A 14497-nucleotide genomic window follows, 5' to 3' on the forward strand; every position below is an offset into this window, starting at 1 on the left:
TCAAGGAGGGTTCGATGCGCAGACGATTGCTGATCCAGGTTCTGGCGGTTGCCGCCCTGCCGCTATTTGCCGTTCCGGTGTTTTCGGCCGGTGAAGGTGGAGGCGGTGGTGGTGGCGGCCAGACGACACAGTGCAAGAAAGGCATGGTCTGGGACAAGAAGCTGAAGAAATGCGTTGCGCCCAAGCAAGGCATGCTGGACGACGACAACATCTATGAAGCCGGCCGCGCGCTGGCGATGGCCGGACGTTATGACGAGGCGATCGCCGTGCTCAGCCTGGCTGCGGACAAGAAAGACCCTCGCATCCTCAACTACCTCGGCTATTCGCACCGCCATTCCGGACGCGTCACCGTCGGTCTCGGCTATTACGAGGAAGCGCTGCGCATCGATCCGAACTATACGCTGGTACGTGAATATCTCGGCGAGGCGCATCTGCAGATCGGCGATCTCGCCGGCGCCCAGGAACAGCTCCGCGAGATCGAGAAGCGCACCGGCAAGGGATCTCGTGAATACGGCATGCTGTCTGAGCAGATAGACCGTTTCATGAAGAGCTGATTCGAAGCCCAAACGCTCCTCACTCCGGCTGTGAGCAATCGCAGCCGGTTTTTTACCGCTCGCCCGGCCAGCCGTGCTGCCGTGACGGCATTTCAAAAAATGGCGGGTGAATTTTTCAAAACCGGTTTTTTGGGCGTGAAAAACCCACGAAGATTGCTATATTGGGGGAAATTGCGGTGAGACGGTTCCGTTAGCCCGAGGCTGCCGGACCGTTTTCTTTTTGTACCCATCGACAAGGTCGCTCCCGGAATGCGGGGGCGGCGGCAGGAAAGGTCAGGCATCATGAACAAGGTCCCGATGACAGGCGAGGGGTTCGCGTCATTGAAGGAAGAACTGCGCTGGCGCCAGCAGGAAGAGCGGCCGCGCATCATCGAAGCGATCTCCGAAGCGCGCTCGCATGGCGATCTTTCCGAAAATGCCGAGTACCACGCGGCGAAAGAGGCGCAAAGCCTCAATGAGGGTCGCGTCAACGAGCTCGAGGACTTCATCGCCCGTGCCGAGGTGATCGACATCACGAAGCTCAGCGGCGAAAAGGTCAAGTTCGGCGCGACCGTGGTGCTGGTCGACGAGGACACGGAAGAGAAGAAGACCTACCAGATCGTCGGCGACCAGGAAGCGGATGTGAAGTCCGGCCGCATCTCGATCTCCTCGCCGATCGCGCGGGCGCTGATCGGCAAGGAAGTCGGCGATGCGATCGAGGTCAACGCGCCAGGCGGTGCGCGGGGCTATGAGATCGTCCAGGTGCAGTTCATCTAGGGGTAGAGCGGGCAGGATTTGTTCCTGAATCGCACTGTTTTAGCCCGAGGTTTCCGCTGCCGCTCATCGCCCTGCCGGGCACTTCTCCCCGTATAGTGACGGGGAGAAGGACGCCGTGACCGACGGTTTCGCCAATTATCAGCGTTGCAGGACAGGCGCCGAGTTCGCGTCCAGCCCCCTTCTCCCCGTCACTATACGGGGTGAAGGTGCCGGCAGGCGGATGAGGGGCGGCGCCGACCTTTCCATTTGGATTGATTCAATAAATCAACGCCTTCCGGTTGCCAGATCGTGCGCTTGGCGCTCCATAAGCCTCTCCGCCTCCGCCACCACTTCCGCAGGCACGACACGGCCGCCGGGCGCGGCCAGCAGCGTTGACGAGAACGGCCCGCGCGGGCCGGTCAGGCCGGGTTCTGTCGCCAGAAACACCGCGACCGTCGGCAGGCCGAAGGCACTGGCGAGGTGGGTGAGACCGGTGTCCGCGCCGATGACCAGCACCGATCGGCCGATGATCGCGGCGATCTCGGCAAGCGGTGATTTCGGCACCAGCACGGTCTGCGGAACGGCTTGGGCGATTGCCTCGGCAATCGCCTTTTCCCTGTCGTTAGACCAGGTGGTGACCGGCGTCATTCCTCTTCCCACGAGAAGCCGGGCAGTTTCGATCCAGTCGCCGACCGGCCATTTCTTGTCCTTGCGGCTGGTGCCATGCAGCAGGAAGGCGGTTTTTCCGCCGACAAAGTTCGAACCGCCGGCCGGCGGCATGATGCCGGACTCGAGCCCGGAAAAATCCGGTTCATAGCCGAGCGCCAGCCCAAACAGCCGCCTTGTGCGTTCTATGGCGTGCAGATCGCGCGGCACAGCGTAGCGGCGGTCGTAGAACAAAGTCGCCGAAGGCTCGCGAGCGCTCGACCGGTCGAAGCCGACGATCGGCGCCGCGGCCTGTTTCGCCACCAGGGCCGACTTCAGCAATCCTTGCGCGTCGACGACGAGATCGTAGCGGCAATCCCGCAAGGCGCGGCGCAATCCCGCTGCCTCGCGCCATGTGCCGCGGCCGAGTGGGCTTGTGCGCCAGCGCCGGATTGCCACTGTGTGGATGGTTGCGATCGCCGGATGCAGCGCCACGATGCCGGCAAAAGCCTCTTCCACACACCAGTCGAGCGACACATCCGGCCGGTTGCGGCGCGCATCCTCGACGGCCGGAAAGGTGTGGATGACGTCACCCATCGAGGATGTCTTGACGATAAGCACCCTCATGCGGCGGCCGGCATTTCCAGCAGCCGTTCCGCCGCTGCCGCGACCTGTGCCACCTCGAGCGTGTTCAGGCAATTGAGATGGCTGAGCGGGCAGATTTTCCGGTGGCAGGGCGAACAGGACAGGCCGAGCCAGACCAGTTCGCGCTGCTCGGCGAGGGGAGGCGTATTCTGCGGCGAGGTCGAGCCGTAGACGGCAACGATCGGCGTGCCGACTGCGGCGGCAACATGCATCAGCCCACTGTCGTTCGACACCGCAAGCCTGGCCGCGGCGATCAGGTCGATGGCGTCCTCCAGCCGCGTCTGGCCGGCGAGATCGACGACGCCAGGTGCAAGCGTGGCGATTTCCGCCGTTACGTCGGCATCGTTCTTCGATCCGAACAGCGCGACCTCAAAACCTTTGGCCATCATGTCGCGGGCAAGGCCGGCATAGCGCTCGCTCGGCCAGCGCTTGGCCGGGCCGAATTCGGCGCCGGGCATCAGCGCGACGAATTTTTTCGCCTCCAGCCCGAAGCGGCCCAGCAATTCCGCCTGATTTTTTGTATCGACAGCGAGCTTGGGAGCGCGGAACGTGCCCCCCCGCGCGAGGCCGAAATAGGCCTGCGCCGTGCGCCGTTTCAAATGGTCGGGCAAGGGAACGATATCGGTCAGCAGCCCGTAGCGCATTTCCTTGAGATGGCCGACGCGGCGCGGAATGCGGGCAAAGAACGGGACGAGCGCCGACTTCCAGCTCCCAGGCATGACATAGGCGATGCCATAGTGGCCGCGCAGCAGGCGGCCGAAGCGCCTTCGCATGCGGAATTCCAGCGCGCCGGATTTCAGCGGCAGATCGATCTGCTGGCGTATTTCGGGCATGCGCTTGACCAGTGGCGCCGCCCATGCCGGGGCCAGCACATCGATTGCCGCGTTCGGGTGAAGCTCTCTTAGCGCCGAGAACAGGCACTGCGCCATCACCATGTCGCCCACCCAGCGTGGGCCGATCACGAGGATCGTTGGGCTTTCAGCCATTCGACATAGTCTCTGACGCCGGTTTCCACTGTGCGAAACTGACCATTGTAACCGGCGGCGCGCAACCGGGACATATCAGCTTGCGTAAAACTCTGGTAGCTTCCCTTCAGGTGGTCGGGGAAGTCGATGAACTCGATCTCGCCTTTGCCCAGCGTGCCGATCACCGTTTCGGCTATGGCGCGGAACGGCTGGGCAAGGCCGGTGCCGCAGTTGAAGATGCCGCTTGAGCCCCGTTTCCATAGCCACAGATTGACCTCGGCAACATCGCCGACATGGATGAAATCGCGGCTCTGCTCGCCAGGTCCGAAACCGTCATAGGCGCCGAACAGTTTCGGGTTCTGGCCTTGCTCGACCTGATTGAACAGATGGAAGGCGACCGAGGCCATGGCGCCCTTATGCGCCTCGCGTGGTCCATAGACGTTGAAATAGCGCAGGCCCGCAACCGGCGAATGATCGGTATCGAAGACGGTGCGGCGGACATAGTCGTCGAACAGCTTCTTTGAATAGGCATAGACATTGAGCGGGCGTTCGCATTCCGGCTCCTCGCGAAACTCGGCGCCGCCGCCATAGACCGAGGCTGAGGAGGCGTAGAGGAAAGGCACCCGCAGTGCCAGGCAGGCATGCAGCAGCCGCTTCGAATAAGCGTAGTTCACCTCCATCATGAACTTGCCGTTCCATTCGGTGGTCGTCGAGCAGGCGCCCTGGTGGAAGACGGCCTCGATGCGGCCGAGGTCCCCGGCCTCCATCCGCGGCAGGAAATCGTCCTTGTCGAGATAATCGGCGATCTGCAGGTCGGCGAGATTGGCAATCTTGTGGCCGTCGGTCAGGTCGTCGACGACGACGACGTCGCTGATCCCTTCGGCATTGAGCGCGGCGACGATGTTGGAGCCGATCATGCCGGCGCCGCCCGTGACGATGATCATGAAAGCCTCTGGTATCTCGTGCCGATTCCGGCCCTTATACGGGAGGCTTGCGGGGCTGTCGATAAAGCAGGTCGCAATCCGGCGGTTGGGTGAGCGCCACAGTGCCGCCGCAAGCTTTCGCTTCAGTCGGCGATCCACCGGCGAAGCACGACAGGAGCAAGGATAATGCCGTCGACCGAACTGCTTATCGCCTTTTTCGCCACCACGGCGATCTTTGCCTACATCCCCGGTCCGGCGATGCTTTACGCTGCTGCGCAAACCATGGCGCGGGGCCGCTGGTCCGGCCTGAGGGCGGCGTTGGGTATCCATCTTGGCGGCTATGTGCACGTCGTCGCCGCCGCTGCCGGGTTGTCCGTGCTTTTCCACGCCGTGCCGACGCTCTACATCGCGGTCAAGCTGGCCGGCGCACTCTATCTGATCTGGCTGGGTGTGTCGCTGTTTCGCGCCAGGGCGCAAGACGATGCTGTCATGCCCGGTATTGAGCCGAAATCCGCCCGCCGCGCCTTTTTCGAGAGTATCACCGTCGAGGTGCTCAATCCCAAGACTGCAATCTTCTTCATGGCGTTCCTGCCACAATTCATCGACGCGTCCGCCACGTTTCCCGTCTGGCTCCAATTTCTCGTCCTCGGGACGATCGTCAATCTGATGTTCTCTTCGGCGGATGCCATGTGCGTGGTGCTGGCAGGTGCGCTGGTCACCAGGCTGCGGCGCTCGAGCCACGCGCAGCGCCTCATGCGGCGTGCGGGCGGTGCGGTGCTCGTCGGATTGGGCGTTCATGTGGCTTTGCAGAAAAGCTGATCCGTCAACCGGCGTTGGCTGTGGTCCGTTCGATGCCTCCCGTTGCGCTGGACCGAATTGCGGTATATCGGCTTCGCCATGAACGACCAGCCCGCCAGTCCAGCGCTTTCACAGCTTGGGGACCGGCTCTCTTTGCACGTCGCGGATGACATGAGCGAGCAATACCTGCCTTCTCCCGAACCCCTTCACCGCGCCATCTCGCGATTCGGCAACGTCACCGTGCTGGTGGTCGGCGACTTCATTCTCGACCGTTTCGTCAACGGCGTCATCGAGCGGATTTCGCCTGAAGCGCCCATTCCGGTGCTGCGCGGGCGTGGCGAAACGTCGGCGATGGGCGGCGCCGGCAATGTCGTCGCCAACATCGTCTCGCTCGGGGCCGCCGCGATACCGGTCTCGGTGATCGGCGCCGATCAGGCCGGCGTCAATCTGATGCGCATTCTCGCCGAGTTTGGCGTCGACACTGGCGGCCTCGCGCAGAACGCGAACCGGATGACCTCGTCGAAAAGCCGCTTCAGCGCGCTCAACCAGCAGGTGCTGCGCTTCGACGAAGAGGAAATCAAGCCGCTGGGCGACGCTGAGCGAGCAACGCTGGTCCGGCATTTCCGCGCCGCGCTCGCGCAAGCCGACATCGTTATCCTGTCCGACTACGGCAAGGGCATGTTGCTCGATGGCGTCGCCGGCGAGCTGATCTCGATCTGCCGCCAGGCCGGAAAACCGGTGCTCGTCGACCCCAAGGGCCGCGATTATGCGTGCTATGCCGGGGCGACGGCGATCACGCCCAATCGCAAGGAACTCGGCGAAGCGGTCGGACGCGCGGTGTTTGGCGATGACGAGATCGTGGCCGCGGCACGTGAGCTGATCTCGGCACACGGCTTCGATTTCGTCGTCGCGACGCGCAGCGAAAAGGGCATGAGCGTCGTCGGCTCGGACGATGCCCGCCACATCGCCACGCAGGCGCGGGAAGTGTTCGACGTTTCAGGCGCCGGCGATACTGTCATTGCGGCGTTTGCGCTGGCTCTGGCTGCGGGCGCCGACCGCGTCATTGCCGCCGCCATTGCCAACGCGGCGGGTGGCGTGGTGGTTGGAAAGCGCGGCACCGCGCGGCTGACGGTCGAAGAGCTTACCGGCGCGCTGTTTCGCTCGCACGGCCCGATTGCCCATAAGGACGCAATCCTCGATGCCGCTGCCGCTGCAAGGCTGGTGGCGACGTGGAAGGACGAAGGCCTGAGTGTCGGTTTCACCAATGGCTGCTTCGATATCCTTCACGCCGGCCATGTCAGCCTTTTGCACGCGGCACGCAGCCAATGCGACCGGCTGGTTCTGGGCCTCAACAGCGATGCCTCGGTGCGCCGGCTGAAAGGGCCGGGACGCCCGGTCAACGACGAGCATGACCGCGCCTGCGTGCTTGCGGCGCTTGCCTCGGTCGACGCCGTCGTCGTCTTCGAGGAGGACACGCCGCTCGCGCTGATCGAGGCGCTCAAGCCCGACATACTGGTCAAGGGCGCCGACTATACGATCGATCAGGTGGTCGGTGCCGAAATCGTGCGAAAGGCGGGCGGCCGCGTCGTGCTGGTCGATCTCGTCGTCGGCAAGAGCACGACCGGCACCATCGGCAAGTTGCGCGCCGGCAGTACAAATTGAGGTTTTCATGTCCGAACTGAACGAATACCTGGTCCGCTCGGCGGCCGCGATCACCGCGATGGTCGAGCGCGACCTCACCAGCGAGATGGAGCGGGCGGTGACCGCCGTCGTCGCGGCGCTTTCGCAAGGCAAGGCGCTGCTGATCTGCGGCAATGGCGGTTCGGCCAGCGACGCCATCCACATCGCCGGCGAACTGGTCGGCCGTTTCCTGAAGGAGCGCAAGGCCTACAACGTCATCGCACTGCCGGCCAATGCGGCGGTGCTGACCGCCTGGGGCAATGATTACGGCTTCGACACGGTGTTTTCACGCCAGGTCGAGGCACATGGCGCGGCGGGTGCTGTGCTGCTCGCCATCTCGACCAGCGGCAACTCGGCCAGCACCCTTGCCGCCGCCGAACAGGCGCGCATGATGGACATGACGGTGATCAGCCTGACCGGCGACACCGGCGGCAAGCTCAAGCCGCTCTCCGACATCCTGCTCAACGTGCCCTCGACCTCGACACCGATCATCCAGCAGGGGCATCTTTGTCTCTATCATCATCTGTGCGAAATGGTCGAAGCGCGCCTCTGTGATGGCTGACAGGGACGCTGTCACGACCTCGCAGCCGTATCCGCTCGAAGAGCCGGGGCTCTGGGTCGAACGGATCGGTACTGCGGACTTTCCAACTGGCACGCCGGCGCTGTTCCTCGACCGCGACGGCACCATCAACGTCGATAGCGGCTATCCCAGCGATCCGGCCGACATAGTGCTGCGGCCGGAGATGCTGCCGGTGATCCGAACGGCCAACATCGTCGGCCTTCCTGCGATCGTAGTCTCCAACCAGTCGGGCATTGCCCGCGGCTACTTCGGCTGGCCGGATTTCGCCGCAGTCAATGCCTGGCTGCTCGCGCTTCTCGAAGCGCAGAATTGCCGGATCGATCTGGTGCTCGCCTGCGCCTACCATTCGAGCGGGACGGGTGAACTCGCAATAGGTGACCATCCGATGCGCAAGCCCAATCCGGGCATGCTTCTGCGCGCCCGCGATCTGCTGGGCGTGGATATCAGCCGATCGATCATCGTCGGCGACAAGGCTGATGATATGGAAGCCGGACGGCGAGCCGGGCTATGCGAAGGCTGGCTGGTGGACGGCAGATCCAATCGGACTTCTGGCGATGGTATGTTCGCGACGCGCAAACTGACGACCAGCAACGATCACAGCAAACTCTGCGAGACCATCGCCGAACTCGGCAGGGATTAGGTTCTCATTTCGCTGAAAGCCACCAGGCCTTCGTCCTTGACGCGACGGATGGTCAGTGCAGTGCGCACCGTGTCGACATTCGGCGCCGAGGCCAGTTCCTCGATGACGAAAGTCTGAAAGGCGCCGAGGTCGCTCGCCACGCAATGCAGCAGGAAATCGGATTCGCCCGATACCATCCAGGCGTCGCGCACGATCGGCCAACCGCGGGTGCGTTCGGCGAAGGTTTTCAGCTCCGCATCGGCCTGGTGATGCAGGCCGATGAGGCAGAAGGCGACGACATCCAGGCCGAGCGCCGGCGCATTGAGCAGGGCGCGATAGCCGCAGATGATGCCGGTCTCTTCCAGCCGCCTGACACGGCGCAGGCATGGCGGCGCCGAAATGCCGACGCGGCCGGACAGCTCGACATTGGTCATGCGCCCGTCGTGCTGAAGCTCGCGCAGGATCTTCCAGTCGATGGCGTCGAGATCGGCTTTGAGCGGCATGGATACCTTCGGCGCTTCACGCAAGAATCTTTCGTGATCTTGTAATTAAACGACTTCGGTGTCCATTCCACCCCTCAGTCGGTGATTTTCGGACAGTCACCGCGCAAGATGTTCATGGATCGTCTGTTTGTGCGGAAGCTTTCCGGGGACGACGGCGCGGTCGTCTTGCTGGCGTCGCCTGCAACACCTAGATTAGGGGCCGATATTGATCCTTGTGCCGGACGCTTCATTCGCGTCCGGTTGTTGTGAAAGCCCGTCCATGACCACCAAGCACGCGCCTGTTCTCATCATCGGCTCCGGTCCCGCTGGCTATACGGCGGCAATCTACGCCGCCCGCGCCATGCTGAAACCGATGCTCGTCGCCGGCCTGCAGCAGGGCGGTCAGTTGATGATCACCACCGATGTCGAAAACTATCCGGGCTTCGCCGATCCGATCCAGGGTCCGTGGCTGATGGAACAAATGCTGAAGCAGGCCGAGCATGTCGGCACCGACGTCATCAACGACATCATCACTGAGGTCGACCTCAATGTGCGGCCGTTCCGCGCCAAGGGCGATTCCGGCACCACCTATACGGCCGACGCGCTGATTATCGCCACCGGCGCGCAGGCGAAATGGCTGGGTATCCCGAGCGAACAGACCTTCATGGGCTTCGGCGTATCGGCCTGCGCGACCTGCGACGGCTTCTTCTATCGCGGCAAGGATGTCGCCGTGATCGGCGGCGGCAATTCGGCGGTGGAGGAGGCGCTCTATCTTTCCAATCTGGCAAAGAGCGTGACGGTCATCCACCGGCGCAGCGACTTCCGCGCCGAGCGCATCCTGAGCGAGCGGCTGTTCAAGAAGGACAATGTCCGCGTCATCTGGGACACCGTCGTTGACGAGATCACCGGTCAGTCCGGCAAGATGCCGCTGCCGCCGTCGGTGGAGGGACTGAAGCTGCGCAATCTGGTGAGCGGCCAGGAGATGCATCTGACGGTCGACGGCGTATTCGTGGCGATCGGCCATGCGCCGGCGGTTGAGCTGTTCGCTGGCAAGCTAAAGCAGAAGCCGAACGGCTATCTGTGGACGGCGCCGGATTCGACCTGCACCGACGTGCCGGGCGTGTTCGCCGCCGGCGACGTGACCGACGACATCTACCGCCAGGCAGTGACGGCGGCGGGGCTCGGCTGCATGGCCGCGCTCGAGGCGGAAAAGTACCTCGCCGGGATCGAAGTTCACCGCGAAGCGGCGGAGTAAGGAAGCGGCCGAGAAAAGCCGCGCAAAAGCCTGATTTTTCATTCAAACGCCAAAAAAACAGAGCGAGGGGCATCATGGCGTTGGACTGGGACAAGCTACGCGTGTTTCACGCTGCGGCGGAAGCTGGGTCGTTCACCCATGCCGCCGAGACACTGCATCTGTCGCAATCGGCGATCTCGCGGCAGGTCAGCGCGCTCGAACATGACGTCGGCGTGCCGCTGTTCAATCGCCATGCCCGCGGCCTGGTGCTGACCGAGCAGGGTGAGATGCTGTTCCGCACGGCCCATGACGTGCTGATGAAGCTGGAGACGATCAAGTCGCGGCTGACCGAGGCCAAGGATCGGCCCTCCGGCGTGCTCAGGGTGACGACCACGGTCGGGCTCGGTGCCGGCTGGCTGACCGAGCGCGTGCAGGAATTCATCGAGCTCTATCCCGAGATCAGCCTGCAGTTGATCCTGGCGAACGAGGAACTCGACCTCACCATGCGCCGGGCGGACTGCGCGATCCGGCTGCGCCAGCCGCAGCAGCCTGATCTCATCCAGCGCCGCCTGTTCACCGTGCATTTCCATCTCTACGCCGCTCCTTCTTACGTCAACAAGTATGGCAAGCCGGCGTCGATCGCCGAGTTGAAGAGCCATCGCATCGTCACCTTCGGCGTGCCGGTGCCGGCGCATTTGTCGGAATTGAATTGGCTGGAAACGGTGGGTGATTTCGAAGGCGGGCAAAGGGTGCCGACGCTGCAGATCAACGACATATTGTCGATAAAGCGCGCGGTACAGGGTGGCGCCGGCATCGCCATGCTGCCCGACTATGTGGTCAGCAAGGACTCAGGGCTGGTGCAATTGCTGCCGGAGACCGAAGTGCCGTCCTTCGACACCTATTTCGCTTATCCCGATGCGATGAAGAACCAGGCGAAACTGCACGTCTTCCGCGATTTCATTATCGCCAAGGCCCGAAGCTGGTCGTTCTAACCTTCAGAAAATCGCTTCCGTCTTGCACCGCCGACGATGAACTCTTACTGGCAGCGCCACGGGGTCCGGCGGGGCAGCCAGCCTGGGACGGCGCGGCGGTAGGCCTCGTAGCCGGCGCCATAGCGGCGGGCAAGCGTCGGTTCCTCGTAGAACTTCACGAACGAGACCATGGCGATGGCGGCGATAGTGGCATAGGTGACGAGAGCCCAGCTCGAAAACAGCAGTGCCTGGCCAAGGATGATCGACAGCACCGCCATATACATCGGGTTGCGGACATGGCGGTAGATACCGCCGACAACCAGTTGCTCGGTCGGCGCAACCGGGGCGGGCGTGCCCAGGCCTTCGAAAGCAAAACGGGCGAAGGCATGAAGCAGCAAGGCCGCTGCGACCACAATCAGGACCCAGCCGACCGGGACCAAGCCGGGCTGGGTCGACCATGGCAGACGATAGCGATCGGTCAACAGCCAGGGCAGCAATCCCGCGACCATGCCGGGCGCTGCGATGAAGAATAGCGCGCTGCCGGCGATCGCCTGACGTGTCCTCATCGAGGCTTCCTTCTAGAGCGACGTGCGTCCACTTGGACGCACAAAATACGCTCTAGCACTTGAATCTACACATCGTGCTTCCGAAAAGCGATTCCTATCTCGGGCCGATGCGGCTGCTGCAAAAATAAACGCGTATTGCCTGATTCGACGTCATTCGTTGTTTTTGCGTTTCGGGCCGAGAATTGGCTCTGATTCGCTATTTCCCAATGATCTTTGCCTGGCCGTGCACCGCATTTCGACGATTCTGCTGGTCCTATGAGGCCAAGGAATGGGTTAGACCACAGCCTGTGTCATTTTGCATGCGTGTGTTGCAAAATAGATGCTTGTTTCTTGAGCATGATGAGCACATATATAGATCATCTCCTGGGCGCGTTCTCCTCCCATTAGCGCCCTCGAGTGTTCCCCTCTGGAGGTTAGCCCTAACAGGCACTTCCAATCAAACTCAGCCGGATCTTCATTGATCCGGCTTTTTTGTTGCCCGAAACCTGCTGGCGCTGAGGGAAAGCCGACCGAAATTGTCACGTAACAGTGACATGTAACCTCAGGTAACCTGTCACAGGCGCCCAGCATCGACTAAGCAGATCATAGGACGCGGTGTGGTTCGTGCGGGAGATGGGGGCATCACTCGGGCGATCCGGGCTCAGGCGGCTACCGCGTCCGAACCATTCTTCCGCTGAGGCCGTCAGGCGCTGGCGGCATGTGCGGCGGACCTGCCGTTTCGCCTCCCACGAAGACGGTCCGCAAGAGAGCGGCGTCCGGATCATTCCGGACGCCGTTTCCTTGTGTTCTGCAGCCTGCGATACTGGCGCCAAAATCCAGTGTCAGGCGGCCTTGCCGTTGGCGTTCATCGCCTCGTCGGCCAAGCGGCCGGTGAGTTCGGCCATATGGTCGAAGGTCGCGCGATAGCTGGCCACGCCGGCGGTAGCCGAACGCAGCTCGATGATCAGATCGCCGATCTCGGCCTGCGGCATGGTCGCCTCGACGATATCCCATCCCGGCCAGCCGGGCCGCGCGTCATAACGGAGGATCTGGCCCCGCCGTTGCGGGATCAGGGCGATGATCTTCGACGTCGCATCGGACGGCGTGACGATCTCGACCTTCATGATCGGTTCGAGCAGCACCGGCGAGCAGGCCGCCATGCCTTCCTTCATCGCCAGCTTCGCCGCCATCTGGAAGGCCATGTCCGACGAATCGACAGCGTGATAGGAGCCGTCGGACAGGTTGACGGCGACATCGACCACCGGAAAGCCGAGCGGGCCGGATTTCAAATAATCGCGCACGCCGGTCTCGACCGACTGGATGTAGGTTTTCGGCACGGCGCCGCCGGTGATGGTGTCGGTGAACTGGAAACCGGAGCCGCGCGGCAGCGGCTTGATCTCGATCACCACGTCGCCGAACTGGCCATGGCCGCCCGACTGCTTCTTGTGGCGGCCGCGCTGCTGCGCCGTTTTGCGGATCGTCTCGCGATAAGGCACGGCCGGCGCATGGCCTTCGACCGGGATCTGGTTCTTGCCCTCCAGCCGCTCGCGCACGACACGCAGATGCATCTCGCCATGGCCCGACAGCACGGTTTCGGCCGAATCCTGATTGTGGCGCAGGCTGAGCGAGGGGTCTTCTTCGGCAAGTCGCTGGATGGCTGCCGACATCTTCACTTCGTCTTTGCGTTCCTTCGGGCGCAGCGCGAACGCAAAGACCGGCTGCGGCGGCATCAGCGTGACCAGTGGCTTGATGCCGCCCTTTGCCGAGCTCAAGGTCTGACCTGTCGTGACGTCGTCCAGCTTGCCGAGCGCGACCGTGTCGCCGGCCCTGGCCGAGGTGAGCTTGGTTTGGTCCTTGCCGAGCATTTTGTAGATGCCGGAGACTTTTGCCGTGGTGCCATTCGAAAGGAAGAGCTCGGAGGCGTCGGCAAGCTGGCCGGACAGAATGCGCGAGACCGACAGCTTGCCGCCATGGGCGGTGTGAATGGTCTTCATCACCTGGACCACGGTCGCATTGCCATCAGGTGCACCAAGGCGCTTGCGGGTCGCCTCGATGTCGGGCGCGTCGTGGCGGATCGTCTTCAACAGGCGCAGCACGCCATTGCCCTTCTCGGCGGTGCCGATCAGCACCGGCGTCACGGCGCCGTCACGCAGATCGGCGGCGAGGTCGTCGAAAATCGCGTCCTTCGGCGGCTCAATCTCTTCGAGAAGCTGCTCCATCAACTGGTCGTCATGATCGGCGAGCGTCTCCAGCATGGAAAAGCGCGCCTCCAGTTCGCGCGCCTTGTCGTCGCTGGGAATCTGGGCGACCTCGCTTTCGGCATATTCGCGATAGATATAGGCGCGCTCCAGAGCGAGATCGATCGAGCCGATGACGACGCCGTTCTTGCGCAGCGGAATCTGGCGAAGCAGCAACGGCACCGAGCTTGCCGGCTGCAGCAACTTCAGCGTGTCGCGCACGCCTGATATCGCCTTATCGACCTTGTTGAGGAACATGATGCGCGGCACGCCGAGATCGTCGAGCTTGCGCATGATCAGCTGCAGGGCAGGGATCTTCTTCTCGTCGGCTTCGGCGACGACCACGGCGATGTCGCAGGCGGCGAGGACCGGCTCTGCCTCGAAGGAGAATTCGATGGAGCCGGGACAATCGACGAAAGTGAGTTTCTCGCCCATGAATTCGGTGGTCGCAAACGTCGCCTCGACGCTCATGGCGTGGGCGCGTGCCTCGGGCGAATGATCGGAAACGGTGTTTCCCGAGGAAACGGGATTCTGGCGGGGAATGGCGCCCGTGCGGGCCAATATGGCTTCGAGAAGTGTCGTCTTACCGCTTGCAAAGGGACCGACTATGGCAATGCATTTCGGTCCCGTGCGTCGTCCTCCGGCGCGAGTTCCCATGACTGACCTCCACTCAGGCGTTTCCCTGGGAGCGGCGGCCGGCCTGTCGACCGTCGCGGGCGGGGCTTTTTTCAGTTTGCCACCTACCCAAAGGCATCGTCCCACGGGTTAGCCGGGAGGGCAAGGGATTTGAGGATCGCCTGATGTCGTGGATGTTGAGCCGTGATCGGCGAAGCCGTCGGATGCGAGCCCAGCCTCCCATCAATCCCGCGACAAAGCCCGTCGCC

The 14497-nt window shown here is 62.8% G+C and carries 14 protein-coding genes; 8 read left to right on the forward strand and 6 right to left on the reverse strand.

Annotated elements, in window-relative coordinates; all coding sequences use genetic code 11:
- Positions 1 to 14 precede the first annotated feature (14 nt).
- Together ACWTU8_RS01445 and greA are read left to right on the forward strand one after the other, a co-directional pair.
- Positions 15 to 554, forward strand: a complete 540-nt coding sequence (locus ACWTU8_RS01445) for a tetratricopeptide repeat protein (protein WP_065012063.1) — start codon at positions 15 to 17, stop codon at positions 552 to 554.
- Between the two features lie 282 nt (positions 555 to 836).
- Positions 837 to 1310 carry a transcription elongation factor GreA gene (gene greA / locus ACWTU8_RS01450; RefSeq protein ID WP_023799806.1) on the forward strand — a complete coding sequence of 158 codons (474 nt, stop codon included), beginning with the start codon at positions 837 to 839 and terminating at the stop codon, positions 1308 to 1310.
- A gap of 264 nt (positions 1311 to 1574) precedes the next feature.
- Here greA and waaC read toward each other — a convergent pair whose 3' ends face one another.
- The 3 genes from waaC to rfaD are packed head-to-tail and all read right to left on the reverse strand — an operon-like array spanning position 1575 to position 4488.
- Entirely contained in the window at positions 1575 to 2561 is a 987-nt protein-coding gene (gene waaC / locus ACWTU8_RS01455) for a lipopolysaccharide heptosyltransferase I (RefSeq protein ID WP_455846746.1), read from the reverse strand.
- Positions 2558 to 3565 (reverse strand): lipopolysaccharide heptosyltransferase II, encoded by a 1008-nt coding sequence (gene waaF / locus ACWTU8_RS01460; protein WP_095519149.1) that lies wholly within the window; start codon positions 3563 to 3565, stop codon positions 2558 to 2560. The genes waaC and waaF overlap by 4 nt, the downstream gene beginning before the upstream one ends.
- Positions 3538 to 4488 carry an ADP-glyceromanno-heptose 6-epimerase gene (rfaD, locus tag ACWTU8_RS01465; protein ID WP_455846747.1) on the reverse strand — a complete coding sequence of 317 codons (951 nt, stop codon included), beginning with the start codon at positions 4486 to 4488 and terminating at the stop codon, positions 3538 to 3540. The genes waaF and rfaD overlap by 28 nt, the downstream gene beginning before the upstream one ends.
- A 165-nt stretch (positions 4489 to 4653) precedes the next feature.
- On the opposite strand from rfaD, the gene ACWTU8_RS01470 reads away from it, so the two are divergent.
- The 4 genes from ACWTU8_RS01470 (at position 4654) to ACWTU8_RS01485 (ending at position 8165) form a co-directional block, all read left to right on the forward strand.
- Positions 4654 to 5286 carry a LysE family translocator gene (locus tag ACWTU8_RS01470; protein ID WP_455846748.1) on the forward strand — a complete coding sequence of 211 codons (633 nt, stop codon included), beginning with the start codon at positions 4654 to 4656 and terminating at the stop codon, positions 5284 to 5286.
- A 150-nt stretch (positions 5287 to 5436) separates the two neighbouring features.
- Positions 5437 to 6927, forward strand: a complete 1491-nt coding sequence (gene rfaE1 / locus ACWTU8_RS01475) for a D-glycero-beta-D-manno-heptose-7-phosphate kinase (protein ID WP_455846749.1) — start codon at positions 5437 to 5439, stop codon at positions 6925 to 6927.
- Positions 6928 to 6934: 7 nt separating this feature from the next.
- Positions 6935 to 7507: a D-sedoheptulose-7-phosphate isomerase gene (locus tag ACWTU8_RS01480; protein WP_095519146.1), complete on the forward strand. Its 573-nt coding sequence runs from the start codon at positions 6935 to 6937 to the stop codon at positions 7505 to 7507.
- The gene (locus ACWTU8_RS01485; RefSeq protein WP_455846750.1) at positions 7500 to 8165 is read left to right on the forward strand and encodes a D-glycero-alpha-D-manno-heptose-1,7-bisphosphate 7-phosphatase; all 666 of its coding nucleotides are present in this window, start codon (positions 7500 to 7502) and stop codon (positions 8163 to 8165) included. Before ACWTU8_RS01480 ends, ACWTU8_RS01485 begins: the two co-directional genes overlap by 8 nt.
- On the opposite strand, the gene ACWTU8_RS01490 is transcribed toward ACWTU8_RS01485, so the two are convergent.
- Positions 8162 to 8647, reverse strand: a complete 486-nt coding sequence (locus ACWTU8_RS01490) for an Lrp/AsnC family transcriptional regulator (protein WP_455846751.1) — start codon at positions 8645 to 8647, stop codon at positions 8162 to 8164. The two genes, ACWTU8_RS01485 and ACWTU8_RS01490, sit on opposite strands and share 4 nt — an antisense overlap.
- Before the next feature lie 259 nt (positions 8648 to 8906).
- Here ACWTU8_RS01490 and trxB point away from each other — a divergent pair, with 259 nt between their 5' ends.
- Together trxB and ACWTU8_RS01500 are read left to right on the forward strand one after the other, a co-directional pair.
- On the forward strand, positions 8907 to 9881 hold the full coding sequence (gene trxB, locus ACWTU8_RS01495) for a thioredoxin-disulfide reductase (protein ID WP_065012013.1): 975 nt from the start codon (positions 8907 to 8909) through the stop codon (positions 9879 to 9881).
- A gap of 74 nt (positions 9882 to 9955) precedes the next feature.
- Positions 9956 to 10852, forward strand: coding sequence for a LysR family transcriptional regulator (locus ACWTU8_RS01500; RefSeq protein WP_023799796.1), 897 nt, complete (start codon positions 9956 to 9958; stop codon positions 10850 to 10852).
- 44 nt (positions 10853 to 10896) lie between these two features.
- Here ACWTU8_RS01500 and ACWTU8_RS01505 read toward each other — a convergent pair whose 3' ends face one another.
- Positions 10897 to 11397 carry a methyltransferase family protein gene (locus ACWTU8_RS01505; RefSeq protein ID WP_455846752.1) on the reverse strand — a complete coding sequence of 167 codons (501 nt, stop codon included), beginning with the start codon at positions 11395 to 11397 and terminating at the stop codon, positions 10897 to 10899.
- Between the two features lie 821 nt (positions 11398 to 12218).
- Complete coding sequence (locus ACWTU8_RS01510; RefSeq protein WP_455846753.1) at positions 12219 to 14270, reverse strand: elongation factor G; 2052 nt, start codon at positions 14268 to 14270, stop codon at positions 12219 to 12221.
- Positions 14271 to 14497 lie beyond the last annotated feature (227 nt).

It is taken from the genome of Mesorhizobium sp. BHbdii (genome assembly GCF_053848045.1).

Bases quoted from the DNA above. Each gene is read 5' to 3' on its own strand.
- ACWTU8_RS01445 (WP_065012063.1), top strand. From the start codon at position 15: ATGCGCAGACGATTGCTGATCCAGGTTCTGGCGGTTGCCGCCCTGCCG.
- ACWTU8_RS01470 (WP_455846748.1), top strand. From the start codon at position 4,654: ATGCCGTCGACCGAACTGCTTATCGCCTTTTTCGCCACCACGGCGATC.
- ACWTU8_RS01490 (WP_455846751.1), bottom strand. From the start codon at position 8,647: ATGCCGCTCAAAGCCGATCTCGACGCCATCGACTGGAAGATCCTGCGC.
- ACWTU8_RS01480 (WP_095519146.1), top strand. From the start codon at position 6,935: ATGTCCGAACTGAACGAATACCTGGTCCGCTCGGCGGCCGCGATCACC.
- waaC (WP_455846746.1), bottom strand. From the start codon at position 2,561: ATGAGGGTGCTTATCGTCAAGACATCCTCGATGGGTGACGTCATCCAC.
- ACWTU8_RS01500 (WP_023799796.1), top strand. From the start codon at position 9,956: ATGGCGTTGGACTGGGACAAGCTACGCGTGTTTCACGCTGCGGCGGAA.
- greA (WP_023799806.1), top strand. From the start codon at position 837: ATGAACAAGGTCCCGATGACAGGCGAGGGGTTCGCGTCATTGAAGGAA.
- rfaE1 (WP_455846749.1), top strand. From the start codon at position 5,437: ATGAGCGAGCAATACCTGCCTTCTCCCGAACCCCTTCACCGCGCCATC.
- rfaD (WP_455846747.1), bottom strand. From the start codon at position 4,488: ATGATCATCGTCACGGGCGGCGCCGGCATGATCGGCTCCAACATCGTC.
- ACWTU8_RS01505 (WP_455846752.1), bottom strand. From the start codon at position 11,397: ATGAGGACACGTCAGGCGATCGCCGGCAGCGCGCTATTCTTCATCGCA.
- ACWTU8_RS01510 (WP_455846753.1), bottom strand. From the start codon at position 14,270: ATGGGAACTCGCGCCGGAGGACGACGCACGGGACCGAAATGCATTGCC.
- waaF (WP_095519149.1), bottom strand. From the start codon at position 3,565: ATGGCTGAAAGCCCAACGATCCTCGTGATCGGCCCACGCTGGGTGGGC.
- ACWTU8_RS01485 (WP_455846750.1), top strand. From the start codon at position 7,500: ATGGCTGACAGGGACGCTGTCACGACCTCGCAGCCGTATCCGCTCGAA.
- trxB (WP_065012013.1), top strand. From the start codon at position 8,907: ATGACCACCAAGCACGCGCCTGTTCTCATCATCGGCTCCGGTCCCGCT.